The sequence below is a fragment of the Pseudomonas sp. GYB4201 genome, from assembly GCF_056312595.1.
In genome coordinates, this window is sequence record NZ_JBWGIG010000047.1 from 1 (window position 1) to 23,977 (window position 23,977).

The 23,977-nt window shown below is 66.5% G+C and carries 27 protein-coding genes and 1 pseudogene; 9 read left to right on the top strand and 19 right to left on the bottom strand.

The window, feature by feature from the left end:
• Window positions 1–127 (top strand): annotated as a pseudogene (locus AC0Z2B_RS28625) (hypothetical protein); the annotation flags it as partial.
• Between the two features lie 249 nt (window positions 128–376).
• Here the strand turns inward: AC0Z2B_RS28625 and rutR are convergent.
• Window positions 377–1,048, bottom strand: coding sequence for an HTH-type transcriptional regulator RutR (gene rutR, locus AC0Z2B_RS28630; protein WP_476301151.1), 672 nt, complete (start codon window positions 1,046–1,048; stop codon window positions 377–379).
• Window positions 1,049–1,273: 225 nt separating this feature from the next.
• Here rutR and rutA point away from each other — a divergent pair, with 225 nt between their 5' ends.
• The 6 genes from rutA to AC0Z2B_RS28660 are packed head-to-tail and all read left to right on the top strand — an operon-like array spanning window position 1,274 to window position 5,853.
• The gene (gene rutA, locus AC0Z2B_RS28635; protein ID WP_476301152.1) at window positions 1,274–2,356 is read left to right on the top strand and encodes a pyrimidine utilization protein A; all 1,083 of its coding nucleotides are present in this window, start codon (window positions 1,274–1,276) and stop codon (window positions 2,354–2,356) included.
• Window positions 2,356–3,084, top strand: coding sequence for a pyrimidine utilization protein B (rutB, locus tag AC0Z2B_RS28640; protein WP_475503422.1), 729 nt, complete (start codon window positions 2,356–2,358; stop codon window positions 3,082–3,084). The genes rutA and rutB overlap by 1 nt, the downstream gene beginning before the upstream one ends.
• An 11-nt stretch (window positions 3,085–3,095) precedes the next feature.
• Window positions 3,096–3,479: a pyrimidine utilization protein C gene (gene rutC, locus AC0Z2B_RS28645; RefSeq protein ID WP_416423739.1), complete on the top strand. Its 384-nt coding sequence runs from the start codon at window positions 3,096–3,098 to the stop codon at window positions 3,477–3,479.
• 9 nt (window positions 3,480–3,488) lie between these two features.
• On the top strand, window positions 3,489–4,268 hold the full coding sequence (gene rutD, locus AC0Z2B_RS28650) for a pyrimidine utilization protein D (RefSeq protein ID WP_476301154.1): 780 nt from the start codon (window positions 3,489–3,491) through the stop codon (window positions 4,266–4,268).
• A 14-nt stretch (window positions 4,269–4,282) separates the two neighbouring features.
• Window positions 4,283–4,804 carry an NADH-dependent FMN reductase RutF gene (gene rutF / locus AC0Z2B_RS28655; RefSeq protein ID WP_476301156.1) on the top strand — a complete coding sequence of 174 codons (522 nt, stop codon included), beginning with the start codon at window positions 4,283–4,285 and terminating at the stop codon, window positions 4,802–4,804.
• A gap of 23 nt (window positions 4,805–4,827) precedes the next feature.
• Window positions 4,828–5,853, top strand: coding sequence for a purine-nucleoside phosphorylase (locus tag AC0Z2B_RS28660; RefSeq protein WP_476301158.1), 1,026 nt, complete (start codon window positions 4,828–4,830; stop codon window positions 5,851–5,853).
• Between the two features lie 100 nt (window positions 5,854–5,953).
• Here AC0Z2B_RS28660 and AC0Z2B_RS28665 read toward each other — a convergent pair whose 3' ends face one another.
• The 13 genes from AC0Z2B_RS28665 to AC0Z2B_RS28725 all read right to left on the bottom strand — a co-directional run bounded on the left by AC0Z2B_RS28665 (window position 5,954) and on the right by AC0Z2B_RS28725 (window position 19,714).
• Entirely contained in the window at window positions 5,954–7,114 is a 1,161-nt protein-coding gene (locus AC0Z2B_RS28665; RefSeq protein ID WP_476301160.1) for an alpha/beta hydrolase family protein, read from the bottom strand.
• A gap of 20 nt (window positions 7,115–7,134) precedes the next feature.
• Window positions 7,135–8,109, bottom strand: a complete 975-nt coding sequence (locus AC0Z2B_RS28670; RefSeq protein ID WP_476301162.1) for a VOC family protein — start codon at window positions 8,107–8,109, stop codon at window positions 7,135–7,137.
• A gap of 301 nt (window positions 8,110–8,410) precedes the next feature.
• Complete coding sequence (locus AC0Z2B_RS28675) at window positions 8,411–9,154, bottom strand: SDR family NAD(P)-dependent oxidoreductase (RefSeq protein ID WP_476301164.1); 744 nt, start codon at window positions 9,152–9,154, stop codon at window positions 8,411–8,413.
• Between the two features lie 14 nt (window positions 9,155–9,168).
• The gene (locus AC0Z2B_RS28680) at window positions 9,169–10,623 is read right to left on the bottom strand and encodes a carbohydrate porin (RefSeq protein ID WP_476301166.1); all 1,455 of its coding nucleotides are present in this window, start codon (window positions 10,621–10,623) and stop codon (window positions 9,169–9,171) included.
• Window positions 10,624–10,708: 85 nt separating this feature from the next.
• Window positions 10,709–11,944, bottom strand: a complete 1,236-nt coding sequence (locus tag AC0Z2B_RS28685; RefSeq protein ID WP_416423731.1) for an MFS transporter — start codon at window positions 11,942–11,944, stop codon at window positions 10,709–10,711.
• Between the two features lie 145 nt (window positions 11,945–12,089).
• A complete protein-coding gene (locus tag AC0Z2B_RS28690) occupies window positions 12,090–13,034 on the bottom strand; it encodes an NAD-dependent epimerase/dehydratase family protein (RefSeq protein WP_476301168.1) in 945 nt (314 codons plus the stop codon).
• Window positions 13,035–13,036: 2 nt separating this feature from the next.
• Window positions 13,037–14,020 (bottom strand): fumarylacetoacetate hydrolase family protein, encoded by a 984-nt coding sequence (locus tag AC0Z2B_RS28695; RefSeq protein ID WP_158154872.1) that lies wholly within the window; start codon window positions 14,018–14,020, stop codon window positions 13,037–13,039.
• Complete coding sequence (locus AC0Z2B_RS28700; protein ID WP_416423728.1) at window positions 14,017–14,448, bottom strand: VOC family protein; 432 nt, start codon at window positions 14,446–14,448, stop codon at window positions 14,017–14,019. The genes AC0Z2B_RS28695 and AC0Z2B_RS28700 overlap by 4 nt, the downstream gene beginning before the upstream one ends.
• Before the next feature lie 11 nt (window positions 14,449–14,459).
• Window positions 14,460–15,206, bottom strand: coding sequence for an SDR family NAD(P)-dependent oxidoreductase (locus tag AC0Z2B_RS28705; RefSeq protein WP_476301170.1), 747 nt, complete (start codon window positions 15,204–15,206; stop codon window positions 14,460–14,462).
• Window positions 15,206–16,489: a histidinol dehydrogenase gene (gene hisD / locus AC0Z2B_RS28710; RefSeq protein ID WP_476301172.1), complete on the bottom strand. Its 1,284-nt coding sequence runs from the start codon at window positions 16,487–16,489 to the stop codon at window positions 15,206–15,208. Before hisD ends, AC0Z2B_RS28705 begins: the two co-directional genes overlap by 1 nt.
• Before the next feature lie 30 nt (window positions 16,490–16,519).
• Entirely contained in the window at window positions 16,520–17,536 is a 1,017-nt protein-coding gene (locus tag AC0Z2B_RS28715) for an SMP-30/gluconolactonase/LRE family protein (protein ID WP_476301174.1), read from the bottom strand.
• A gap of 14 nt (window positions 17,537–17,550) precedes the next feature.
• Window positions 17,551–18,681, bottom strand: coding sequence for an FAD-dependent oxidoreductase (locus AC0Z2B_RS28720; protein WP_476301175.1), 1,131 nt, complete (start codon window positions 18,679–18,681; stop codon window positions 17,551–17,553).
• Between the two features lie 265 nt (window positions 18,682–18,946).
• Complete coding sequence (locus AC0Z2B_RS28725; protein ID WP_476301177.1) at window positions 18,947–19,714, bottom strand: SDR family NAD(P)-dependent oxidoreductase; 768 nt, start codon at window positions 19,712–19,714, stop codon at window positions 18,947–18,949.
• Window positions 19,715–19,882: 168 nt separating this feature from the next.
• Here AC0Z2B_RS28725 and AC0Z2B_RS28730 point away from each other — a divergent pair, with 168 nt between their 5' ends.
• On the top strand, window positions 19,883–20,788 hold the full coding sequence (locus tag AC0Z2B_RS28730) for a LysR family transcriptional regulator (RefSeq protein WP_476301178.1): 906 nt from the start codon (window positions 19,883–19,885) through the stop codon (window positions 20,786–20,788).
• On the opposite strand, the gene vapC is transcribed toward AC0Z2B_RS28730, so the two are convergent.
• Together vapC and vapB are read right to left on the bottom strand one after the other, a co-directional pair.
• A complete protein-coding gene (gene vapC, locus AC0Z2B_RS28735) occupies window positions 20,760–21,206 on the bottom strand; it encodes a type II toxin-antitoxin system tRNA(fMet)-specific endonuclease VapC (RefSeq protein WP_476301180.1) in 447 nt (148 codons plus the stop codon). The genes AC0Z2B_RS28730 and vapC overlap by 29 nt on opposite strands.
• On the bottom strand, window positions 21,206–21,436 hold the full coding sequence (vapB, locus tag AC0Z2B_RS28740; protein ID WP_476301182.1) for a type II toxin-antitoxin system VapB family antitoxin: 231 nt from the start codon (window positions 21,434–21,436) through the stop codon (window positions 21,206–21,208). The genes vapC and vapB overlap by 1 nt, the downstream gene beginning before the upstream one ends.
• A 167-nt stretch (window positions 21,437–21,603) precedes the next feature.
• On the opposite strand from vapB, the gene msrA reads away from it, so the two are divergent.
• Window positions 21,604–22,110: a peptide-methionine (S)-S-oxide reductase MsrA gene (gene msrA / locus AC0Z2B_RS28745; RefSeq protein WP_416423721.1), complete on the top strand. Its 507-nt coding sequence runs from the start codon at window positions 21,604–21,606 to the stop codon at window positions 22,108–22,110.
• A 210-nt stretch (window positions 22,111–22,320) separates the two neighbouring features.
• On the opposite strand, the gene AC0Z2B_RS28750 is transcribed toward msrA, so the two are convergent.
• From AC0Z2B_RS28750 to AC0Z2B_RS28760, 3 genes are all read right to left on the bottom strand, one after another.
• The gene (locus AC0Z2B_RS28750) at window positions 22,321–22,608 is read right to left on the bottom strand and encodes a DUF3077 domain-containing protein (RefSeq protein WP_473006267.1); all 288 of its coding nucleotides are present in this window, start codon (window positions 22,606–22,608) and stop codon (window positions 22,321–22,323) included.
• Between the two features lie 433 nt (window positions 22,609–23,041).
• Entirely contained in the window at window positions 23,042–23,401 is a 360-nt protein-coding gene (locus tag AC0Z2B_RS28755) for a DUF427 domain-containing protein (RefSeq protein ID WP_476301184.1), read from the bottom strand.
• A 52-nt stretch (window positions 23,402–23,453) separates the two neighbouring features.
• A complete protein-coding gene (locus AC0Z2B_RS28760; protein WP_476301186.1) occupies window positions 23,454–23,870 on the bottom strand; it encodes a winged helix-turn-helix transcriptional regulator in 417 nt (138 codons plus the stop codon).
• Window positions 23,871–23,977 lie beyond the last annotated feature (107 nt).

Sequence of the window (23,977 nt, forward strand, 5' to 3'; positions counted from 1 at the left end):
CATGATGACCGAACTCACCGCCCTGGTGTCACAGGCCCAGCGCTCGTCGGTGCAGGTGACCACCTCGGTGACAGAGATCGCCGCCACCTCCAAGCAGCAGCAGGCCACCGCCACCGAAACCGCTGCCGCAGGCTGCGCTGGCCGGAATGAACACCCGAAATCTTCAGCGAGGCTCAGGGCCAGCGCAGCCTGGCCGCAGCGGCTATGCGGGCCGCAGGCGCACCCCAACCACCCGCCACCGCAATTGCGTAGCCGCTGCCGCAGGCTGCGCTGGCCGGTATGAACAGCCGAAATCTCCAGCGAGGCACAGGGCCAGCGCAGCCTGGCGGCAGCGGCTACGCGGCGGGCGAATGCGCCCAAGGCCGCGTCCTGGCCCTCAAGCCCGCGGGCGAATGCCGTTCAGCACCAGTTGCCGCACGTTCACCAGCACCTCGTCGAAGAACACCGGGTCGGCCAGGGTCTTGCCGGTCACGGCGTGGACCTGGCTGGCGAAGTCGGCGTAGTGCTGGGTGGTGGCCCACAGCGAGAAGATCAGGTGGTGCGGGTCGATAGGCGCCAGGCGGCCGGCGTCGATCCAGGCCTGGATGACCTGCACCTTGCTGTCCACCAACTCGCGCAGCGGGTCCTGCAGCTCGCCGAGCAGCAGCGGCGCGCCCTGGACAATCTCCAGGCAGAACAGCCGTGACTCGGCGGGGTGGTCGCGGGACAGTTCCAGCTTGATGCGGATGTACTCACCAATCGCCTGCAGCGGGTCCTGCTCCACGCTGAAGCCGCGCAACGGCCGCAGCCACACGTCCAGCAACTGACGCAGCACGCTCAGGTACAGCTCGTCCTTGCTGGCAAAGTAGTACAGCAGGTTGGTCTTCGACACGTCGGCCATGCCGGCCACCTGGTCCAGGCTGGTGCCGTGCACGCCGAAGCGCGAGAACAGCTGCAAGGCGGCATCGAGGATGACCGCACGCTTGCCTTCCATCAGCCGGTGGCGGCGTTGCAAGGTGGACGCGCTGGGGGTACGGGCGGGCTTGGCGGGGGGCGACTTCTGCTTCACGTAAGGGACCTGTGGCCAACGAAACACCCCCGCACTTTACCCTGCCCGCGCCGCCAGGCAATGGCCAATAGCGCCCCATGGCCGTGCACGGCGCACCAACCAGGCGCTCTGCACCAGACCATTTGGTCCGTCACTAAATCTAACCCTTTGTTACATAACGCTAAAAGAATATTGGCCTGCTTCCTGCTAAATCCCTTGGGTACTCGACCCCAAGAGGCTCACATCATGGACGTAGGCATCTTCATCCCGATCGGCAACAACGGCTGGCTCATCTCCACCACGGCGCCGCAGTACAAGCCCACCTTCGAACTGAACAAGACCATCGTGCAGAAGGCCGAGCACTACGGCTTCGACTTCGCGCTGTCGATGATCAAGCTGCGCGGTTTCGGCGGCAAGACCGAGTTCTGGGAGCACAACCTCGAATCCTTCACCCTGATGGCCGGCCTGGCCGCGGTCACCAGCCGCATCCAGCTGTTCGCCACCGCCGCCACCCTGACCCTGCCGCCGGCCATCGTCGCGCGCATGGCCAGCACCATCGACTCCATCTCCGGCGGGCGTTTCGGCGTCAACCTGGTCACCGGCTGGCAGAAGCCCGAATACGAGCAGATGGGCCTGTGGCCCGGCGACGCGTTCTTCCACACCCGCTACGACTACCTGGGTGAATACGCCCAGGTGCTGCGCGAGCTGTGGGCTACCGGCAGCAGCGACTTCAAGGGCCAGTACTTCCAGATGGACGACTGCCGCGTCAGCCCCAAGCCCCAGGCCGCCATGAAGGTGATCTGCGCCGGCCAGAGCGACGCCGGCATGGCCTTCTCGTCGCAGTACGCCGACTACAACTTCTGCTTCGGCAAGGGCGTCAACACTCCTACCGCGTTTGCGCCCACGGCCGAACGGCTGATTCAGGCGAACGAAAAAAGCGGTCGCGAGGTGACCTCCTGCGTGCTGTTCATGATCATCGCCGCCGACACCGACGAAGCCGCCCGCGAGCGCTGGGAGCTGTACAAGGCCGGCGCCGACGAGGAAGCCATCGCCTGGCTGGCGGAAAAAGGCGCGGCCGACAAGAGCCCCGGCTCGAACATGCGGCAGATGGCCGACCCGACCTCGGCGGTGAACATCAACATGGGCACCCTGGTGGGCTCGTGGGCCAGCGTCGCGCGCATGCTCGACGAGGTGGCCAGCGTGCCCGGCACCCAGGGCGTGATGCTGACCTTCGATGACTTCGTGCAGGGCGTGGAAGACTTCGGCGAAAAAATCCAGCCGCTGATGACCTGCCGCCAACACATCAACCTGCTCAAGGAAACTGCCTGATGAACGCGCCTGCGCCGCTCAGCGGCTACGCCCTGCCCCTGGACCCGTTGCCCGCGCGCACCCTGCCCGCGCGCCCCGAGGCCCTGAACCTGAAAGCCAGCGAGACCGCCCTGGTGGTGGTGGACATGCAGAACGCCTACGCCAGCCTGGGCGGCTACCTGGACCTGGCCGGCTTCGACGTCAGCAGCACTGGCCCGGTGATCGCCAACATCCAGAAGGCCCTGGCCACCGCCCGCGCGGCCGGCATGCCGGTGGTGTTCTTCCAGAACGGCTGGGACGCCGACTACGTGGAAGCCGGCGGGCCCGGTTCGCCCAACTGGCACAAGTCCAACGCCCTGAAAACCATGCGCCAGCGCCCGGAACTGCAGGGCACGCTGCTGGCCAAGGGCGGCTGGGACTATGAACTGGTGGACGAACTCAAGCCCCAGCCCGGCGACATCCTGGTGCCCAAGACCCGCTACAGCGGCTTCTTCAACACCAATTTCGACAGCCTGATGCGCAGCCGCGGCATCCGCAACCTGGTGTTCACCGGCATTGCCACCAACGTCTGCGTCGAGTCGACCCTGCGCGACGGCTTCTTCCTCGAATACTTCGGCGTGGTGCTGGCCGACGCCACCCACCAGGCCGGCCCGGCGTTCGCCCAGCAGGCGGCGCTGTTCAACATCGAGACGTTCTTTGGCTGGGTGTCCAGCGTCGACGCCTTCTGCAGCACCTTCGCCACCGCTTGAGGAGCCCGAGCATGAGCAAGAAAGCCATTATCCCCGCCGGCACCGGCGTGCCCATCGCCCCCTTCGTGCCCGGCTCGCTGGCCGACGGCATCCTCTACGTGTCCGGCACCCTGCCCTTCGACAAGGACAACAACGTGGTGCACGTGGGCGACGCCGCCGCCCAGACCCGCCATGTGCTGGAGACCATCAAAGGCGTGGTGGAAACCGCCGGCGGCACGCTGGACGACGTCACCTTCAACATGATCATGCTGCGCGACTGGGCCGACTACGCCGCCATCAACGCGGTGTACGCCGAATACTTCGCCGGCGAGAAACCGGCGCGCTACTGCATCCAGTGCGGCCTGGTGAAGCCCGACGCTCTGATTGAAATCGCCAGCATCGCCCACGTCGGCTAAGGAACGCACATGTATTACGAACTGCTCGGCCGCACCGACCCGCACGCCCCCACCCTGGTGCTCAGCTCGGGCCTGGGCGGCTCCGCGCGCTTCTGGGCGCCGCAACTGCCGGTGCTCACCCAGGCCTACCGGGTGCTGGTGTACGACCACGCCGGCAGCGGCCGCAGCCCGGCCACGCTGCCCGAGGGCTACAGCATCGCCACCATGGCTGCCGAGTTGCTGGCGCTGCTGGACGAGCTGGACGTGCAGCGCTGCCACTTCATCGGCCACGCCTTGGGCGGGCTGGTGGGCCTGGAACTGGCGCTGCAACGCCCTGGGCTGTTGCAAAGCCAGGTGCTGATCAACGCCTGGAGCAGCCCCAACCCCCACAGCGCGCGCTGCTTTGCGGTGCGCAAGAACCTGCTGAACCACAGCGGCCCGGCCGCCTACGTGCAGGCCCAGGCGTTGTTCCTGTACCCCGCCGACTGGATCGCCGCCAACAGCGCGCAGCTGGCCGAGGACGACGCCCACGCGCTGGCGCACTTCCCCGACCCCGCCAACCTGCTCAAGCGCATCGCCGCGTTGCAGGCGTTCAACGTCGAGGCGCACCTGGGCGACATCAGCGTGCCCACCCTGCTGATCGCCAACCGCGACGACATGCTGGTGCCCTGGCAACGCTCGCAGCATTTGGCCGAAGGTTTGCCCAACGGCCAGCTCTACCTGCTCGACTATGGCGGCCACGCCTCCAGCGTCAGCGACAGCGCCACGTTCAACCGCGTTTTGCTCGACTACCTGGCTGAACAAGCCTGACTGGAGTGCCCATCATGCTCATGTCCGAAATCGTCGCCCCCCACGTGGCTGCCCAGGACTTCCGCCACGCCATGGCCGGCCTCGCCGCCGCGGTCAACGTCATCACCAGCGATGGCCCCCAGGGCCGCGCCGGCTTTACCGCCACCGCGGTGTGCAGCGTCACCGACAACCCGCCCACCCTGCTGGTGTGCCTGAACCGCAGCGCCTCGGTGCACCCGGTGTTCAGCGCCAACGGCGTGCTGTGCGTGAACACCCTGGGCAGCGACCAGCGCGAGCTGTCGAACCTGTTCGGCGGCAAGACCGCCATGAGTGAACGCTTCGCCGCCGGCGCCTGGAGCACCTGGGTCAGCGGCGCGCCGGTGCTGGATGGCGCGGCGGCCAGTTTCGACTGCCGCATCAGCCAGACGCTGAGCGTGGGCACCCACGACATTCTGTTCTGCGAAGTGATGGCCCTGCGTCGCGAAACCGACGCCGACGCACTGGTATATTTCGACCGCGCCTACCATGAGGTGCACCCGCACCACCCCCCAGCCTGATTTCACCTGAAAAAGGACTTCACATGCGTCATACCCTCTTCCCCTTGGCCACCCTGGCCCTGGGGGCCACCCTGAGCCTGGGCGCCGTGGCGGCGCCGCTGCAACCCAAGGTGATGCTGATCACCATGTTCGGCCCCGAGGCGCAGAACTGGATCGAGCGCCTGCACCTCACCGAGAAAGTGCCGGTGCCCGGCCTTGCTGCTGAATACCCCGACGTGCTCTGCAACCGCCAGCAGGTGTGCCTGATGACCACCGGCATGGGCCAGACCAACGCTGCCGCGTCCACCCTGGCACTGACGCTGTCCAGCCAGTTCGATTTGCGCCAGACCTATTTCCTGGTGGCCGGCATCGCCGGTATCAACCCCCGCGAAGGCACCCTGGGCACCGCCGCCTGGGCCCATTACCTGGTGGAGTTCGGCACCCAGTGGGAGCTGGATTCGCGCGACGTGCCCAAGGACTGGCCCACCGGCTACCTGGGCATCAACACCAAGGGCCCGAACGAAAAACCGCCGCTGGACTACAAGACCGAAGTGTTCGAACTGAACCCGGCGTTGCAGGCCAAGGCCTTTGCCCTGTCGCAGAAGGTGGTGCTGGGGGAAAGCAAGGAATCGGCGGCCTGGCGCCAGCACTATCCCTACGCCCCGGCCAACCAGCCGCCGGTGGTCACCCGTTGCGATACCCTGGCGGGCAACACCTGGTACTCGGGCACGCGCCTGAGCGAGCGCGCCGAGGCGTGGACCAAGTTGCTGACCGACAACAAGGGCACCTACTGCACCACCCAGCAGGAAGACAACTCCACCTACGAAGCGCTGCTGCGCGCCAGCCGCCTGGGCCGCGTGGACATCCAGCGGCTGGCGGTGCTGCGCGCCGGTTCCGACTTCGACCGGCCGTACCCAGGCTACAGCGAGGTGGACAACCTGCTCAAGTACGCCGACCAGGGCGGCTTCGTGCCGGCGCTGGACAACCTGTACCGGGCGGGCAATGCGCTGGTGCAGGACATTACCGGGCACTGGGCGCAGTGGCAGCATGGTGTGCCTTCCGCGCCGTAGCCGCTGCCGCCAGGCTGCGCTGGCCGGTGTGAACCCCCGGGATCTCCAGCGAGGCATAGGGCCAGCGCAGCCTTTGGCAGCGGCTACGCTGGCGGTGGGGTCAGGACAGGCGCCCACCCAACCGCTGCGCCACCCAATCGGCAATCCACGCCCCCGCATTGGCGGTGTTGTCCAGGCTGCTGTGGTGGATGCCGCCCTCGCGCGGGGTGAAAATCTTCAGCTCGCGGTCCGGGCTGGCCGTCAGCTGGTCAAACGACTGGTGCGCATACTCCAGCGGGATCTGCCGGTCGGCCTCGCCGTGGGTCACCAGGAACGGCACCTTGATGCGTTCCATCACGCCATTGAGGTGCACCTGCTCGGCGATGGCCATGAATTCGTCCATGTCCGCCGCGCCCCACACCCAGCGCACGTGCTCCCAATAATGCGGCACCGGCCGCTCGCCTTCGCGGGCCAGGCGGCGCTGCTGCATCTCGCCCCAATTGTGGTTGGCGCCCCACACCACGCCCAAGGCAAAACGCGGTTCGAAGGCCACCGCGCGCGGGCAGTAGTAGCCACCCAGGGACACGCCCAGCAGGCCGATGCGCTGCGGGTCGATGTCAGCGCGCCCTTGCAGGTAGTCCACCACCTTGCTGGCCCACACCTCGGTGTTGGCCACGGCGTTCATGCCGTGCAGGCGCAGCGCCTCGCCGGTACCGGGCTGGTCGAGAAACACGCTGGCGATGCCGCGCTTGGCCAGCAGTTGCGGGAACAACCCGGCGCGGTAAACCATCTCCTTGGTGCTGTCCAGGCCGTTGATGATCACCAGGCACGGCGCCGGGCCCTGCACGCCTTCAGCCGGGGTATAGAGACCGGCCAGGTGCGCGCCGTGGTAAGGAATTTCCACCCGTTGCAACGGCTCGCCGGCCAGCCGCGCGCCCTCGGCGAAGGTCTGCAGGAACTTGGCGTACAGCGCCTTGCGCGGCGCGTAGCCGTGGGCCTGCATGCGCTCGGCAGTGATGAAGTACACGGCGGCGCGGTTGAGTTTGTCGCCGGCGCTGAACAGCCGGCCGCACGCCTTGTCCTCCTGGGCCAGGGCCACCAGGTTGTCGCCACCCGCCTCCCAGGCCTTGAGGAACGCTTGGGTGCCGGCGTCGTCGCCCTGGCGCGCCACCTCCACCAGTGGCCGGCACATGGCCTCGATCTCGCCGATCTTGCCGCCCATCTCGATGGCCGCCGCCACCGCCAGGCTCCACACGTAATTGGTCTCGAAATACTGGAACATCGTGGTTTTCCTTGTTGTGATCAGCGGCGCATGGCCGGTTCGCTGCCCTGGTAGAAGGTCACGTCCCAGGGGATGTCGTCCTGCATGAACGCTGGCGGGTTGCCCATCCATTGCGCCGTGCCGAAGCGGAATTCCCACTCGCGCGGCACCCAGTTGTCGTCCAGGTAGTCGGTGTCGGCGCCGTACTCGGCCTCGCCGCCGGTGGGCGAGTTGAAGTAGCAGAAAATCGCCGAGGCAATGCGGTGCCGGCCAGTGCCGAGGAAGCCGTGCTGCCAGCCGCGGCGGGTCATGTAGTTGGAGCCCACCATCACCTCGTCGAAGTCTTCCACGCCAAAGCAGGTGTGGTGGAAGCGCGGCACGCCGCCAGCGCCCGGCGCCTTGTTGTTGAGCAGGAAGGTGTTGTGGTGCTCGTTGGCGCCGTCGGCGCGCAGGTAGGTGCCTACGCCCTTCTGGTGGTCGGACAGGCGGAAATTCAGGCGGTCGCGGAAGAAGGCGAAGCTGGCCCAGTAGTCGTCCACGGCGAACACCACGTGGTTGATGGTCTTGGGCCGCGCGCGGGTGCGCCACTTGCGGTGCTGGTTGAGGCGGTTGACGTTGCCGGCGGCGTTGATCGGGTCCGGCGCATACGTCACCTTCTTGCGCGTGAACACCCGCAGGCCCAGGGCCTGGCCGCAGTCGCTGAGAAAGTGCCAGGCGCCGTCGTCGCCCAGGCGCACTTCGCGGTCGCGGGCCAGGTCGTCCACCAGGCGGCGCAGGCTCTCGGCGTTGTCCACGCCCCAGATGGTTTCCTTGACGCCGAAGCCCTCGTAGCGCGAAGCCGGGATGGACGGGTGCTCCAGGGCGCGGACGATGATGGTCGAGCCCTCGTCAAGCCGGTAGACGGTTTCGTCGTGGGTGGCGCTCAGGCGCACAAGGCCAAAATCGTCGAAAAACTGCGAGGCCCGGGCCAGGTCCTCGACGCCGTACAACAGGGTGTCGATGCCGATGATCGCCATGTCAGGCCTCCTGGAATCGTGAGTTGCGGTGCATTGTTATTGTCCTTGTAGAACGCGTTTGCCCGGCCAGCGTACGAAGCCCGGCGCGCGGAAACCAATCGTTTGTGGGCATGGGATGCATCCATGGCGTGGATGCCTGCAACCACTCCCAACCACACCACAAATTGACTTCATAACCATTGTGGGAGCGGGCTCTGCCCGCGAAAGCCGCGCCGCGAATTGACAGGAAGAATGCGTCGCACTTTTCGCGGGCAGAGCCCGCTCCCACAGGGGACGTAGTGACCTTCCAGTAAAGTGATAACTACAGCAGGAAGCCGCCGTCGAGGTTGAAGACCTGGCCGGTCATGTAGCTGGACTCATCCGAGGCGATGAATGCCAGCACCCCGCACAAGTCTTCCGGCACGCCGTTGCGCTTGATCATCTGGCTGTCGCGTACCTGGTCGAACAGCTGCGCCGGCAACGCCGCGGCGCTGCCGGGGTGGCGGATCAGGCCCGGGGAGATGGCGTTGACGGTGACGCCGTGCTCGCCCAGTTCCACCGCCAGCGCGCGGGTCAGGCCGATGACGCCCATCTTCGCCGCGATGTAGGCCAGGAAGCCCTTCTGCGGCCGGCCGGTGTTGCTCGACGCCAGGTTGACGATGCGCCCCCAGCCGCGCTCGCGCATGCCCGGGGCGAACAGTTGGCTGAGCAGGAACGGCGCGTCCAGGGTCACCGCCTGGCAGTCGCTCCAGTCCAGCAGGCTGGTCTCGTCCAGCGACTTGAGCGGGATCCAGGCGGCGTTGTTGACCAGCACGTCGCAGCGGCCGAAGTGCTCCAGCACCTGGCGGCCCAGGTAGGCGATCTGCTCGGGTTGGCGCAGGTCGCAGTGAAAGCCCTGGGCGGTGCCGCCCTGGGCCTGGATGGCGCGCACCGTGGGGCCGGTGTCGACGCAATCGACCACGGCAATGTGCAGGCCGGCGGCAGCCAGGCGCAGGGCAAAGGCGTGGCCCAGGCCGCCAGCGGCGCCGGTGATCAGCGCCACGCGGGGTTGCAGGTGTTCAGTCATGGCAAAGCTCCTGGTCAGTGACGGGCGTTGAGGCCCAGCAGTTCGTCGAATTGGATGTGGAACAGCAGCCCGGCGGCGTAGCCGTCACGCGGGCTGACGGTGCTGTAGGGGTTGAGCCAGGTGCTGGCGCCCCAGGTGCGCAGCACGAACGGGCTGACCACGATGCTGTCGGTGAGCACGAAGTTGGCGTCCAGCGACACCCCGTATTCATTGCGGCCAGGGCTGTAGCTGCCGGCGCCGGAGGCTTCATGGGCTTCCTCGAGGAAGCGCTGTTCGCGGGTGGTCAATTGCGCCCAGTTGACGTTCACCGAGTAGCTGTCGAACGGCCGGCTGCGGAACGGCGCCGACAGGATCAGCCCGGCGTTGCCCTGGGTGCCGACGCCGTTGGCGGTGTCCTGGTCGACGGTGTGGGTCAGGCTGGCGAAGGCGGTCAGCGCGGTGGGGTTGAGGTCGTTGCCCTTCCCGCCGTCCTGGCGCCAGAAGGTCTTTTTCGCGCCCAGGTAGAAGCCGCTGACGCCCTTGCTGGTGCGCGCCGCCGCGGTGCTGTCCTGCACTTTCGAGGTGCCGTTGACGGTGTAGTACGGGTCGGTCTGCTCACCGTTGTTGTGAAAACCGAGAATTTCGTAAGTCTGCGGGTAGGCTTCCATGTGGTAGTCGGTGCGGTAGGCCAGGTTGGCCAGGTACACCGTGCTCAGGGTGCCGCCGCTGTCGCCGCTGCTGCGCTCCCAGCCGTTGGTGAACGGGTAGGCGTTGTTGCTGCGCCAGGCGCCCACCTGGGCGCGCAGGGCCGGGGTCAGGTCGTAGCCGATGCGCGCGCCCCAGTTGGCGTAGGGCGGCGGGTTGATACCGGCGGTGTCCTGCAAAATAGCGTTGACGCAGCCCAGCGGCACGTTGCACAGCGGCAGCGCGAAGTAGTTGCCGGCGTTGCTCTTGCCCACCTCGATGGCCAGCTTGTCACCCAGCAGTTTCTGCTCGTAGGTGAACAGGCTCAGGTGGCTGACCCGTGGAATGTACGGCCCCGGCTTGCCGGCGATGACGTCGCCGACCTGGGTGCCGTAGGCCAGGTTGCTGGTCCAGGGCACGTACAGCTGCTCGAAGTGAAGCGTGCCGCCAGGAATACCCACCAGCTTGTCGAGGTTGAAGTCGCCGCCGATGGCGAAGATGGTCAGCGCCTCGTGATTGCCGGTGCTCAACCCCGCGCTGGGGTTGCGCAGGTAGATTTCGGTCATCGACAGGTGCGGGCTGATGCCGTGGTCGCTCAGCCACTTGCCCTGCTCTTCCAGCAGCTTGCCGCTGGACGCCGGCACGTTGTTCTCGACGTTGAGCACCCGCGGGCCGATCTTCTGGTTGGGGTATTCAGTGGCCATGGTATCGGCCACCGGGCCTTGTACAGGTGCAGGCTCATCGGCCATTGCCGGGCCTGCCAGGGTAACTATCAGGGCACAGCCAAACGCCGCTCGATTGCTCATGTTCGGTCTCTTTTTGTTGTTTTCAGGATGAGGCTGTCCGCCCCGGCGCGCACGCGCGCCAGGGGTGTATCAAAGGTTCAGCGGGTCAGGCGTCTTCGAGGTTGACCGCGGCCAGTTGCAGGTCGCGTTGGGCCCGGCGCTTCACCAGGCTGGCGCCCAGCGCCGCCAGCACCACCAGCACGCACAGGCCGCCGGCCCAGCTGACGGTGGTGGCCAGGCTGCCGCTGGCCTTGCTGACTGCCACCACCAGCAAGGGGCTGAAGAACATGCCCAGGCAGTAGCTGCCGTACCACATGCCGGTGCCCAGGCCGCGGCGCTGCCAGGGCAGTTCGCGCATGTTCCAGATGGCCAGGGTGGGCAGCATCAGGCCACAGCCCAGGCCGTTGACCAGGGCCACGGCCATGATGCCTTGCCAGGTGTGCATGGCCGGGATGGCGATGAAGCTGGCGGCAATCAGGCCGAACGCCAGGGCCAGGCAGTGCGGGGTGCGCAGCCCCAGCCGGGCAAGCATGTGCACGCTGAGGGTGCCCAGCACGATCATCACGCTGCAGGCCGAGGCCACCAGGCCCGCAGTCTGCGGCGAGTGCTCGCCGATGTCGCCCAGCAGGTAGGCCATCTGGATCTGCAGAATCATGAACATCACCGCGCCAATGAAAGTGACCACGCAGATGCCCAGCAGCACCAGCGGCCGAAAGCGCACCAGCGGCCCGCGCTCCTCGGCGTCGGCCATGGCGGCGGCCTTGGGTTCCCACAGCAGCGCCTTGCTCACCAGCGCCAGCAGCAGCGGCACGGCGTACACCACGTAGGGCGCGCGCCAGCCGATCTCGCCCAGGGCGCCGCCGACCATGAAGAACAGGATGGCCGAGGACGAGGCGAAGGTGGTCTGCAGGGCCAGGTACTTCTGCCGCTGCGCGCCGCTGTAGTAGTCGCCGATGAGCATGGTGCTGACCGTCACCACCACCGATTCGACGCAGCCCAGGGCTACGCGGCTGACGATGATGGCGTACAGCGAGTCGAGGAACATCGGCAGCAGGCCGAAGATGCCATAGCCGACAATGGACGCCACCAGCAGGCGCTTGCGCCCGTAGCGGTCGGCGAGGATGCCGACCACCGGGCTGAGCAGCGCCACCAGCAGCCCCGGAATGGTCAGCGCCACCGGGATGAGGAATTCGACGTTGGGCACCGCGGCGAAGTGGGCCTGCATCTGCGGCAGGCTGGGTGCCACGACGATGGCTGCCATGGGCGACAGGCAGTTGATCAGCAACAGCAGGTACGTGGCGAACGTCGCCTTGGACTGGGTGACACGGCTGGGAGCGTTCATGGCCTCTCCGGATTGTTATTATTGAAAAGCACGCGTGTATCTGGATTTTGCACCCTGCGTAGCCGCTGCCGCCAGGCTGCGCTGGCCGGTGTGAACCCTGAAGATCTTCAGTGAAACACAGGGCCAGCGCAGCCTTCGGCAGCGGCTACGCAGTGGTCAGTGTTCGTTCGATCAATTCCTCCAAGGTGCCGTCATGGCGCAAGCCCAACGCCTCGGCCGCCTCGGCCTGCAACGGCGGGTAGCGGCCGAAATTCGCTTCCAGGGCTTCATTGGGTTCGTAGCTCACCAACGCCCGGCGGTCCTCGCCGAAACGCTGGCACAGCCCATGAATCAACTGCAACAGGCTCAAATGCAGCACCGGCAAGGCAAACACCCGCCGCGCCTGCAACGCAGCCGCCGGCACGCGGGCCGCATGCAGCAGGTTGTCCACACAGCGCGCCGCCGACATCCACCAGGCCTGCGCACCCGGCGACACCGGGCACACGAACGGCTGGCCAGCCTTGAGCTTCCAGAACACCTCGCTCATGAACGCCGACAACAGGCCCGAGGGCGCTGGCGGCCGGGCGACGATGCCGGGCAGGCGCAGGCTGATACCGTCGATCCAGCCACGGCGGCTGAAATCGTCGATCAGCAGTTCGCCCATCAATTTTTGCGTGGCATAGCTCAGCTGCGGGCGCAGCGGCGTGTGGTCGTCCACCGTCTCAAGCAACGGCGAGCCGTAGACGGCGATGGTGCTGGCGAACACCACCCGCGCCGGCGTGGCTTGGGCCTTCAACCCTTCCAGCAAGGCCAGGGTGGCATCCAGGTTCACGCGGCGGCCCAGGGCGTAATCGCGCTCGGCCAGGCCACCGGGCACGCTGGCCAGGTGGAAGGCCACGTCCACCGGGGTTTCCAGGGCGTGGGCCAACAGGCGGCTGTCGTCAATGCTGCCGGCCAGCGAACGCACCCGTGGGTCGTGAATCGGCGTATCGAACGTCAGGTCCAGCAGCGTCAGTTGGCTCCAGCCCGGCAACGCCGCCGGGTCGGCCAGCAGCCGTTGTACCAGGGTAGCGCCGACGAAGCCGTTGGCGCCGGTGATGAGTATGTGCATGGTTACACCTGCGCCGGTACGAAGCGGTGGTCGATGGCGCCGAACACGCTGGCGCCGTCCAGGCCGAAGATCTCGAAGCGCAGGCGGTCGCCGAACTTCAGGAACGGCGTCTTCGCCTCGCCTTGTTCGATGGTCTCAACCGCCCGGCGCTCGGCCAGGCACGCGGAGCCGGTGACGTTGTAGTCGCGGTTGGAGAAGGTGCCCGAGCCCAGCACCGTGCCGGCGCCCAGCTTGCGGGTGCGGGCCAGGTGCATCACCAGCTCGGGGAAGCTGAAGTCCATCTCGGCGCCGTTGGGCTCGCCAAAGCGCGCGCCGTTGCACTGCACGTGCATGGGCAGCTTCACCCGCCCTTCACTCCACGCCGGGCCGAGTTCATCGGGGGTGACCGCCACCGGCGCAAACACCGTGCTGGGCTTGGCCCGCAGCGGGCCAAAGCCGATGCTCACTTCCTTGAACAGGTGCGCGCGCAGGCTCACGTCGTTGAGCAACATCAACAGCTTGATATGGCCTGCCGCCTGGGCAGGCTGGATGCCCATGGGCACGTCATCCAGGACCACGGCGACCTCCCCTTCGAAATCGATCTGATGCTCTTCACCGGGTACCGGGTAGTCGTCGCAGGCGCCGAGGAAATCATCGCCGGCGCCCTGGTAGATAATAGGCACGCCGGGGTCTTTCTTGATGTCCAGATTGTACGCCCGCTCCATCAGCATGCCGTGGTTGAGGAACGACGAGGCGTCGGCCCATTGGTAAGCGCGTGGCAGCGGCGCCATGGCCTCGCGCGGCTCGAAATCGAATGCCTGGGTGGCGCGGCCGCCGTTCAGCGCGGCAGACAGCTGCTGCAACAGCGGCTCGCAGCGCGCCCAGTCTTCGATGGCGGCCTGCAGCGTGGCGGCAATGCCCGACGCCAGCACGGCGCGGCGCAGGTCACGGGATACCACGACCAGGCGGCCGTCGCGGCTGCCGTCCTTGAGGGTGGCCAGTTTCATAGGGGTGCTCCTTGGTCGGCCCACAGGGCCGGGTATTGGATGAGTTCCAGCAGGTTGCCGCTGTTGTCACGCAGGAAGCCCATGGGCGTGCCGTCGATGACGTTCTCGAAGACGATGTCGGCGCCCTTGGCGCGCAGCGCGGCGAAGGCGGCCGGGGCGTCCTGCACGGCGAAGCACAGGTGCTTGTGGCCGTGGGTCTGCAGGTCCAGGTGTGGCTCGCGGCGTTCGGCCGGCAAGGGCTTGGCCTGCGCCAGCTGGAACAGCTCCAGGCGGTAGTCGCCGCTGCGAATGAACGCGATGTGCGCCGGAATCTGCTCGATGAAGGCGCGGCTTTCCAGCTCGAAGCCGAGCATGTGCCGGTACCAGTCAATCGACTCGTCCAGGCTGGGCACGCTGATGCCGCCGTGGTGCGGTTTGATCGCAAACATGGGCGCCCTCCTCAGCTCAGCGGCCGGCCGCCATCCACAGGGATGACGGCGCCAGTGGTAAAGGTCAGTTGCGTGGCCAGGGCCAGCACCGCGCGCGCCACTTCCGCCGGCAGCGCCAGGCGCCCCAGGGGCGTGCGCGCAGCCTGCTCGTCGCGCCAGTCCAGGGCCAGGCCCTGGACGAACTCGGTGTCGGCCAGGCCCGGCGCCACCGACACCACCCGCACCTGGGGCGCCAGGGCGCGGGCCAGGGACTGGGTAAGGTTGTCGACCGCCGCCTTCGACGCACAGTAGGCGATGTTGCTGCCCATGGCCGTGCGCGCGGCGATGGAGCTGATGTTCACCACCAGGCCGTCACCGCTGGCCCTGAGCAGCGGCGCCAGGGCGCGTACGCAGGCAATGGGGCCGCGCACGTTGGTGGCCAGGATGCTGTCGATCAGCCCGTCGTCCAGGCCGTCGAGGTCGGCATGGGCAACGAAGCGCGTGGTGCCGGCGCAGTTGACCAGCAGGTCGCAGCGGCCGTAGTGCGCCTGCACCGTGGCTGCCAGGGCGTGTAACGCAGCGCTGTCGGTGACCGGCGCGGCCACCGCCAGGTGATCGTCGCCGGGCAGCGCGGCGACCAGCGCCTGGGCCGCCTCGGCGCTGCGGTTGTAGCCGGCCACCACCCGCGCGCCGGCCTGGGCCAGGGCGGCGCAGATCGCCCCGCCGAGCCCGCCGGTGGCGCCGGTGACCACCGCCACCTTGCCTTCCAGGGCCTGCATCACAGGGCCTGCTTCAGGCGGCGCACACGAATGTCGGCCTGTTCCTTGTGCCCGGAGAAATGCTCCAGGGCGCACAGCCGCGAGCACACCTCGCCGATGGCCACGCTGGCCTCATCGGTGAGCACGCGCTGGTAGGTGTGGGTCTTGATGAACTTGCCCACCCACAGCCCGCCGGTGTAGCGCCCGGCGCCCATGGTCGGCAGGGTGTGGTTGGTGCCGATCACCTTGTCGCCGTAGGAGACGTTGGTGCGGTGGCCCAGGAACAACCCGCCGTAGTTGGTCATGCGCGCCAGGAACCAGTCCGGGTCGCGGGTCATCACCTGCACGTGCTCGGAGCAGATGCGCTCGGATTCGGCGAGCATTTCCTCGTCGGTGTCACAGAGGATGATCTCGCCATAGTCGCGCCAGGCCACGCTGGCAATTGGCGCAGTGTCCAGGCGCGCCAGCACTTTCTCGATGGCGGCCGGCAGTTCCTCGGCGATGCGCGTGCTGGTGGTGACGCAGAACGCCGGCGACGTAGGCCCGTGCTCGGCCTGGCCCAGCAGGTCGACGGCCACCAGTTCGGCGTCCACCGTGTCGTCGCAGATCACCATGGTTTCGGTGGGGCCGGCGAACAGGTCGATGCCCACGCGGCCGTACAGCTGGCGCTTGGCTTCGGCCACGTAGGCGTTGCCGGGGCCGACGATCATGTCCACCGGGGCGATGTTTTCCGTACCCAGGGCCATGGCGGCCACGCCCTGCACACCGCCCATCACGTAGATCTCATCGGCGCCGGCCAGGGCCATGGCGGCGATGATCTCCGGCGACGGCTTGCCATCGAACGGCGGCGCGCAGGCAATCACACGCTTCACCCCGGCCACCTTGGCGGTCAGCACGCTCATGTGCGCCGAGGCCAGCAGCGGGTACTTGCCGCCGGGAATGTAGCAACCCACCGAGTTCACCGGGATGTTCTTGTGCCCCAGCACCACGCCGGGCAGGGTCTCCACTTCCACGTCGCGCATCGACAGCAGCTGGATCTGCGCGAAGCGGCGGATCTGCGCCTGGGCGAACTTGATGTCTTCGATGGCCTGGGGCGACAGGCTGTCGATGCAGCCCTGAATTTCCTCGGCGCTCAAACGCAGGCTGGTGGGGTTCCAGCGGTCGAATTTTTCCGAGTACTCACGCACCGCCGCTTCGCCGCGCTGTTCGATGGCCTGGATGATCTGCTCCACGGTGTCGCGCACCTGGGCGTTGAGTTCGGCCTTCTGCTGGGCCGGCTTGCCTTGCTTGAGATAACGAATCATGGTCGGTTCCTTGTTCTTGTAGAGAGTTATTCAGCGCCAGTGGATCAACGCCTGGCCGGCCACCGGGGCCTGGAAAAACGGGATGCGCGTGCCCTGCAGGCTGCCCAGGTACACGGTCTTCAGATCCGGCCCGCCGAAGGTCAGGCTGGCCAGCCACGGCGCCAGGGTGCCGTGGGCCGCCTGCATGATCTGCGGGGTCAGGGTCTTGGCGTGGTAGTGGCGGTTGAGCTCGGCAGTGGCGGCCGGGTTGCTGTCGTCCAGCAGGGTCAGCACCTCGCCGTCCGGGGTCAGGGCAATGAGCTTGTCGGTCATCACCAGGGTCACCCACAGGTTGCCGTAGCTGTCGAAGGCAAAGCCGTCGGGGAAGCCTTCCAGCTCGGCCGGGCCGAACACTTCGCGGTCGCTGAGCGAACCGTCGGCGTTCAGGCGCAGCCGCGAGATGCGGCGCACGTTGCTTTCCACCACGTACAGCCACTCTTCGTTGTCGTCGAAGCGGATCTCGTTGGTGCCGCCAAAGCCCTCGGCGACGATGCGAATGCCGTTGTCGTCGATCACGCCGATGTAGCCGTCCAGCACGCCGGAATTGATCGAGTCGGTCCAGGGCTGCATCGTGGTGGTCACGGTGAACCAGATACGGCCCTTGCTATCGCGCAGCGGGAAGTTGGTCTTGCCCAGGGGCTTGCCGTCCAGCTGGTCGAACAGCACCTTGATGTTGCCCTGGCGGTCGAGCTTTTCGATGCGGTCCAGGCCCCAGTTGCAAATGATGAAGTCGCCCTGGGCGGTCAGCGCCAGGCCGTTGGGCAGCGAGGCGCCCTGGGACTGCACGTAGCGCGACTCGAACGAGGCCTGCTGCGGCGCGGGCTGCTTGGGCGCCAGCAGGGTCTGCTGGCCGTTGACGGCGATGTGCATCACCCCGCCGCGGGCGTCGGCGGCCCACAGGCTACCGTCGGGCTGGGCGATGATGCATTCGGGGCGTTGCAGGTCGTGGCCGATGAAGCCGATGGCGTCGCGGTCGACCTGCCAGCCTTTGAGCGGGTTGGGTTTCATGCTGGGCACCTTGGTCAGATAGGTTGGGCAACGACGTTGATCATCTGCGCCATCAGGCCAGTGAAGTCGGCGTCGGCGCTGGGCCGTTGTTCCCATTCGCCGATCTGCACCGAGCCTTCGTTGATGAACTTGCAGCGCTCGAAACGCCGCGCCATGAAGCGCTCCAGCACCTCGGTAAGGCTCAGCCGCGGCAGGCCACACAGCTCGCCCAGCACCACCGCGTCTTCCACCGCCTGCGCCGCGCCCTGGCCCATGTGCGGGGTGGTGGCGTGGGCGGCGTCGCCAATCAGCAGCACCCGGCCGCGGTACCAAGGCGCGGGCATCAGCAGCGCTTCCAGGGGGCGGTACACCACCTGGCTGTCGTCGGTGATCTGCTCGCGCAGCTCGGGCACCAGGCCGCCGTAGCCTTCCAGGCGCTTGCGGAATTCGGCGGCCAGGGTGTCAGGGGCGAAGAACGGGTTGCCCGGTTCCTCGAACACCGACAGCACGTACAGGCTGTCTTCGGTCAGCGGCGTGTAGCCGGCCTTGCCGCCCGGCTTGCCTTCGAACATGTGCGACCACAACAAGTCCTTGGGCCGCGGCAGGTTGTAGCGCCACACGCCCTGGCCGGTGAAGCGCGGTGTGTACTGCTCGCCGAACACCGTGGTGCGTACTTTCGAATACACGCCGTCGGCGCCCACCAGCAGGTCGTACTCGCCGCTGCTGCCGTCGGTGAAGCGCACCGCCACCTTGTCCGCGCTTTGTTCGATGTCGCTGAAGGTCAGGCCCAGGCGCAAGGTGGCGCCGCTGGCGGCCACCGCGTCCAGCAGCACCTGGTGCAACGCCGGGCGGGTCAGGCCGAGGTTGGCCGGGTACTGCTTGCCGGCCAATTGCGCGCCGCTGAGCTCAGCCTTCACCTGGCCCTGCTGGTTGCAGATGCGCAGGCCCTTGTAGGGGAAACCGGCGGCCACGGCGGCGTCGGCGATGCCCAGCTGGGCCATGGCCCGGATGCAGTTGGCCTGTACCACGATGCCCACGTGGTAGACCTTGGCCTGGGGGCTGATCTCGACGATATCGACCTCCACCCCGGCGTTGCGCAGGGCAATGGCGGCGCCCAGCCCACCAATGCCTGCGCCTACGATCAGCACTTTTGCGATGTCGCTCATCAAGCGTTCCTCTTGCAACGATTCTTCTGGACGGCCACGCACGGGGAGGCCCGGCGCATGCCTGTGCAAACAGCGAAAGGGGGTCAGGTGTGGGGGGTATTCGGGGGAAGCGACATGGGGGTATCTCCGGCTTGTTCTTATTGTGTGCAGCGTTGGGGCTACCTTAAACAGCGGGCGGGTATGCCGGAAATTGTTTGTTTGGATGCGAGGCATTTGTGGGGTGGATGCTTGATCGCGGGTGCCTGCATCGCGGTGTGAGGGTTTTTCAACAGGCCGTCGCGCCGGCGTCTATGCGCAGATCTGTCGCCGTCACCCAGGCGGATTCATCGCTGGCCAGATACACCGCCGCCCAACCGATGTCTTCCGGCCGGCCGATACGCTGTGGCAGCAACTGATGGTCCAGCGCCGCCTGGCGAAACCCCGGGTCTGCCGCCAAATGCGCGCGGGTGGCACTGGTCTCGATCAACCCCGGTGAAATGCTGTTGGCGCGAATCCCGTGGGGCCCGCCTTCCATCGCCAGCTGCCGGGTCATGGCCAGCACCCCGCCCTTCCCCGCGCAATGGGCCAGGGCCGGCGAGCCCTTGAGGCTCATCCAGGCGTTGGCCGAGGCGAAGTTGATGATCGAACCGCCGCCGCGGGCCTTCAGCACCGGCCAGGCGGCCTGGCACAGCAGGAACACCAGGTCCAGCTCGCCGGTGAGGGTCCTGCGCCAGTGCTGCTGGTAGTCCATGTCTTCGATCCAGGCGAAGGCGCCGAAGGCCGCAGCGTTCACCACAATGTCGAAGCCTGCGTGCAGGCCGCAGGCGAACTCCACCAGGGCGGCGGCCTGGGCCGGGTCGGTGAGGTCGCAGGGGTCGAGGCTGTCGATGTGCAGCCCCTCGGCTGCGGCCAGAGCCACGGTGTGGCGGGCGGCGGCCGGGTCCAGCTCGGCGCCCACGACGCGCGCGCCCTGGCGGGCGAACATCAGCGCGCAGCACTGGCCGATGCCGCTGCCGATTCCGGTGACAATGGCGGTTTTTCCCAAGAGGCGCATGCGGTTTCCTTATGATTGCCAGTGAGGCCAATCACTATAAGAAGCCCTTCGCGCCTGCGGAAATTCGGCTTGGGCATGCCTGCCATGGGCTCGACGAATAACCCCGGCGCAGGTATAACGGCAACAAATGCCTGTGCCCACAACCATAAGAAAAACGGAGCAACGACCATGCGTTTCCATGGTTTGGACTTGAACCTGCTGGTGGTGCTGGACGTGCTGCTGGCCGAGCAGAACATCACCCGTGCCGGCGAGCGCCTGCACCTCAGCCAGCCTGCCACCAGCGCCGCCCTGGCGCGCCTGCGCAGCTATTTCGACGACGACCTGCTGGTGCAGATAGGCCGCAAGATGGTGCGCACGCCCATGGGCGAAACCCTGGCGCAGCCGGTGCGCGACCTGCTGATACAGATGCGCGCCACCCTGGAAAACCGCAGCCAGTTCCAGCCGCACCTGTCGAGCCGCACGTTCACCCTGATGGCCTCCGACTACGTGGGCATGGTGCTGATGCCCGAGGTCAGCCGGCGCTTGAATGCCATCGCCCCGCAGTGCGCCATCGAGCTGTTCTCGCCCACCGACGATGCGTCGCTGGAGATTGAACGCGGGCACGTGGACTTCCTGCTGCTGCCCGACACCCACATCCTCGAACAACACCCTTCGACGGCGCTGTTCAGCGACGAATTCGTCTGCGTGGTGTGCCGCGACCATGGCCCGCAGGCGCTGACCTTCGACGACTACAAGCACAACGGCCACGTGCTGGTGCGCTTCGGCACCGAACACCGCGCGCCCACGGTGGACGACTGGTTTTTGCGCAGCTTCGGCTTCGAGCGCAAGGTGGAAGTCACCACCCACACCTTCAACAGCGTGCCGCCCTACCTGATCGGCACCCCACGCATCGCCACCATGCACAAGCGCCTGGCCCAGCGCTGGGCGCAGTACCTGCCGCTGCGCATCCTGCCTACGCCGTGGGCGGCGCCGCAGATGACCATCAGTCTGCAGTGGAACAAGTACCAGCAGCATGACCCGGGCTTGGCGTGGTTGCGTAATCTGGTTATCGAGACGGCGGCGAACCTGGCGTAGCGCCACCGGTAGCAACGATGTTTACCCAGTCTTCAACCCGTAACCCGGGGACGCGATCAAACTCGCGCCGATTATTGGTAACAAGAATGAGCCCCTGCGACCGGGCATGGCCCGCGATCAATAGGTCATACGGGCCGATGGGGGTACCTGCGTTGGCGAGTTCGGCACGTAGTTGGCCGGAATGGGCGGCGGCAGGCTGGTCGTAATTGATGACTTCCAGCCTCGCTGCAAAGCTTTCCACGTCGGCCAGATTGCGCTCTGGGTGCGCTGACCTTTCCGCCCCGTAAATCAACTCCGTCAGCACCACGGTGCTAATGCACATCTGGCCGCTGTGACGCTTGAAGGTTTCACGCATATGCGCGGGGCGATTTTTCAACGTGAAAATGCAGATATTGGTATCGAGCATGAATTTCAGCATCAGAAACTTTCCCGCTCCTGCTGGCCAGGCTGGTCGCGCTCGGCCATGAAATCATCCGTCACGCCCTCCCCGTCGAACCAACTGTCCCACGACTCACCCGCTGGGGTGATGATTCGAGCGCGGCCAACCGCCACCACATCAACTCGCTTCACGTCGTCCGGCAGGGCAACCGCCTTTGGCAACCGAATGGCTTGGCTTCGATTACTCTGGAAAACCGCACCTTGATCCATGACTGACCTCCCGGGATATGGCGTATGTATATCCCACTATACGCGCCACACGGGATATGTCAATGGGATATACAGGCTGCCTGCACCCTGCGCTGTCGTATCACTCTGACTGCTGGCGGGCGTACACTCATGTCTTGCGACCACCTACTTTCCAAGGGAAACCGTAGATGACCACCCAAACCGAAACCGCGATTCTCGCCGGCGGCTGCTTCTGGGGCATGCAGGACCTGCTGCGCCGCTACCCCGGCGTGCTCGCCACGCGCGTGGGCTACACCGGCGGCGACGTGCCCAATGCCACGTACCGCAACCACGGCGACCACGCCGAAGCCATCGAGATCGTCTTCGACCCGGCGCGCATCAGCTACCGGCAGATTCTCGAATTCTTCTTCCAGATCCACGACCCCACCACCCCCAACCGCCAGGGCAATGACCGCGGGCCCAGCTACCGTTCGGCGATCTATTACCTCAACGAGCAGCAGCGTGACATTGCCGAGGACACCGAGGCCGATGTGAACGCTTCAGGGTTGTGGCCGGGGCGCGTGGTGACCGAGATCGAGCCGGCGGGGCCGTTCTGGGAGGCCGAGCCGGAGCATCAGGATTACCTGGAGCGGATTCCGAACGGGTATACCTGCCACTTCATTCGGCCGAGCTGGAAGTTGCCCAAGCGCGGTTAATGGCCAGGGCTCGGCGTCGCCTGTATCGCGGCCAAGGCCGGCTCCTACGCCGTCCGTGGTGGGTGGGGGGGGGGGGGGGGGGTGGGGCGGGTCGTACAGGTTCCATGCGCCTGGCGCGTAGCCGCTGCCGAAGGCTGCGCTGGCCGGTGTGAACCCTGAAGATTGCCAGCGAGGCGCAGGGCCAGCGCAGCCTGGCGGCAGCGGCTACGGTCAGGTGTGAGCCGTGGGGTGCGGCTGGGCCACCACCGCGTCCACCAGCGCCTTGGCGCTTTCCACCAGGTGCAGCACCGACCACAGCAGGCCGGAATGGCCAAGGCCGATGTCGGTGAGTTCGTAGGTGGTTTCGTAGGCGCCCTTGAGCAGCAGCGAGGCGTGGGCCAGGGCGTCTTCGGCCCGGGCGCCTTCGGGAATGCAGAACAGCGGCTGGTCGTCGCTGTCGCGGATGCCGAAGGGGTGGTTGTGGGTGGTGCGTGGGGTATCGGGTGTCAAATTGTCCATCTTTGGCTTCCATGTGGTTGCCCACACCCGCCGCTGCTAAACGGTGGGTGGCGGCTGTACGCGGGTTAGCAGACCGAGGAAACCAACGAACCCGGCGCATCCGAAGATGCCCCGCACACAGCCGCCATAGTGGCGGGCCATCGGACACACAAGATGCGTCAGCTGGCCGTGAACCGGCGCTTGTTCGTTGATTTCCTCCAGGTCTGCTAAAACCCGACCACTGCAATGGCAGCGGCGAACGGAGGGTAATGGCAGCCCTGGAACCGGAACAAGCGCAGAATCCGCGCGGGGTATTATTTCAGAAGCGTCCTACAAAAGCCCACGGCATAGCCGCCAAATCCTGACCATTACCCCCGTAGCAGCGGCCGCAGGCCGCGTCACCGGCGCCCCCTCCTTTCCTGGTACACCGCTGGACGCAGCCTGGCGGCAGCTGCTACGGGGTTGTGGTGAATGTTACGCGGTCGGGGTAGAACGCCACGTAGCCCTCGATACCGGCCACCGCCGGGTAGGGTTTTTCATAGCTCCACACCGCGTTTTCGCTGACCTGATCGCCCGCCACCAGGCTGAAATAACTGGCCTGGCCCTTGTACGGGCAATAACTGGAATGCGCCGTGCGCTGGAAGTGCATGGCGACGATATCCGCGCGCGGCAGGTAATACACCGGCGGGTAATGCGCCTCCTTGAGCGTCAGCGCGCGGGAGGTGCGGGCGATGGTGGTGCCGTGGAACTGCACCTCCAGCGTGCCGCCCACGGGGCTGACGGTGATGGGGTGGTCGGCGGATGGCTGTTTCATCGGGTGCCTCGACGCAAAATGGTCCAACCACAAGCGTAGCCGTTGCCACGGGTCAGGCTTGATCGTACGCCAGCCGCGCCGCCTCGATCGTCGGCGCCTGCTGTTCCAGCCACCCCACCAGCCCTTCCAACCGCGCCACCAGTTCCATCCCCAGCGGCGTCAACCGGTATTCCACCTGCGGCGGAATGGTCGGGATCACGGTGCGCTGCAGCATGCCGTCGCGCTCCAGCGCGCGCAGTTTCAGGGTGAGGATGCGCTGGGACAGTTCGCTGTCGGCCATGGCGTTGACCTCGCGCTGCAGTTCGGTGAAACGCAGCATGCCGTGGCGCAGTATCAGCAACAGCAGCGGGCTCCAGCGGTCGCCCAGGCGCGCCAGGGTTTCGCGGATGGGGCCCTGGGGGTCGTTGCCGTTGTGCTGCACGCGGGCGCGCAGTTGGTCCAGGGCCTGGCGTTGGGCGTCGTCGTTCACGGGGTATTCCTTGTTATTGGCCGGGGGGTACGCACATTCAGGTAACCCACCCACATAAAAGTGCGATCTTCCGCGCGCTGCACGCCTGCCCCATCATCGCCCCCACA

Bases quoted from the DNA above. Each gene is read 5' to 3' on its own strand.
- AC0Z2B_RS28715 (WP_476301174.1), bottom strand. From the start codon at position 17,536: ATGAAACCCAACCCGCTCAAAGGCTGGCAGGTCGACCGCGACGCCATC.
- rutB (WP_475503422.1), top strand. From the start codon at position 2,356: ATGAACGCGCCTGCGCCGCTCAGCGGCTACGCCCTGCCCCTGGACCCG.
- AC0Z2B_RS28690 (WP_476301168.1), bottom strand. From the start codon at position 13,034: ATGCACATACTCATCACCGGCGCCAACGGCTTCGTCGGCGCTACCCTG.
- rutF (WP_476301156.1), top strand. From the start codon at position 4,283: ATGCTCATGTCCGAAATCGTCGCCCCCCACGTGGCTGCCCAGGACTTC.
- rutC (WP_416423739.1), top strand. From the start codon at position 3,096: ATGAGCAAGAAAGCCATTATCCCCGCCGGCACCGGCGTGCCCATCGCC.
- AC0Z2B_RS28685 (WP_416423731.1), bottom strand. From the start codon at position 11,944: ATGAACGCTCCCAGCCGTGTCACCCAGTCCAAGGCGACGTTCGCCACG.
- AC0Z2B_RS28705 (WP_476301170.1), bottom strand. From the start codon at position 15,206: ATGCAGGCCCTGGAAGGCAAGGTGGCGGTGGTCACCGGCGCCACCGGC.
- msrA (WP_416423721.1), top strand. From the start codon at position 21,604: ATGACCACCCAAACCGAAACCGCGATTCTCGCCGGCGGCTGCTTCTGG.
- AC0Z2B_RS28675 (WP_476301164.1), bottom strand. From the start codon at position 9,154: ATGACTGAACACCTGCAACCCCGCGTGGCGCTGATCACCGGCGCCGCT.
- AC0Z2B_RS28670 (WP_476301162.1), bottom strand. From the start codon at position 8,109: ATGGCGATCATCGGCATCGACACCCTGTTGTACGGCGTCGAGGACCTG.
- AC0Z2B_RS28720 (WP_476301175.1), bottom strand. From the start codon at position 18,681: ATGAGCGACATCGCAAAAGTGCTGATCGTAGGCGCAGGCATTGGTGGG.
- AC0Z2B_RS28665 (WP_476301160.1), bottom strand. From the start codon at position 7,114: ATGTTCCAGTATTTCGAGACCAATTACGTGTGGAGCCTGGCGGTGGCG.
- AC0Z2B_RS28750 (WP_473006267.1), bottom strand. From the start codon at position 22,608: ATGGACAATTTGACACCCGATACCCCACGCACCACCCACAACCACCCC.
- vapC (WP_476301180.1), bottom strand. From the start codon at position 21,206: ATGCTGAAATTCATGCTCGATACCAATATCTGCATTTTCACGTTGAAA.
- AC0Z2B_RS28700 (WP_416423728.1), bottom strand. From the start codon at position 14,448: ATGTTTGCGATCAAACCGCACCACGGCGGCATCAGCGTGCCCAGCCTG.
- rutA (WP_476301152.1), top strand. From the start codon at position 1,274: ATGGACGTAGGCATCTTCATCCCGATCGGCAACAACGGCTGGCTCATC.
- AC0Z2B_RS28660 (WP_476301158.1), top strand. From the start codon at position 4,828: ATGCGTCATACCCTCTTCCCCTTGGCCACCCTGGCCCTGGGGGCCACC.
- AC0Z2B_RS28730 (WP_476301178.1), top strand. From the start codon at position 19,883: ATGCGTTTCCATGGTTTGGACTTGAACCTGCTGGTGGTGCTGGACGTG.
- hisD (WP_476301172.1), bottom strand. From the start codon at position 16,489: ATGATTCGTTATCTCAAGCAAGGCAAGCCGGCCCAGCAGAAGGCCGAA.
- AC0Z2B_RS28695 (WP_158154872.1), bottom strand. From the start codon at position 14,020: ATGAAACTGGCCACCCTCAAGGACGGCAGCCGCGACGGCCGCCTGGTC.
- AC0Z2B_RS28755 (WP_476301184.1), bottom strand. From the start codon at position 23,401: ATGAAACAGCCATCCGCCGACCACCCCATCACCGTCAGCCCCGTGGGC.
- vapB (WP_476301182.1), bottom strand. From the start codon at position 21,436: ATGGATCAAGGTGCGGTTTTCCAGAGTAATCGAAGCCAAGCCATTCGG.
- AC0Z2B_RS28680 (WP_476301166.1), bottom strand. From the start codon at position 10,623: ATGAGCAATCGAGCGGCGTTTGGCTGTGCCCTGATAGTTACCCTGGCA.
- rutD (WP_476301154.1), top strand. From the start codon at position 3,489: ATGTATTACGAACTGCTCGGCCGCACCGACCCGCACGCCCCCACCCTG.
- AC0Z2B_RS28725 (WP_476301177.1), bottom strand. From the start codon at position 19,714: ATGCGCCTCTTGGGAAAAACCGCCATTGTCACCGGAATCGGCAGCGGC.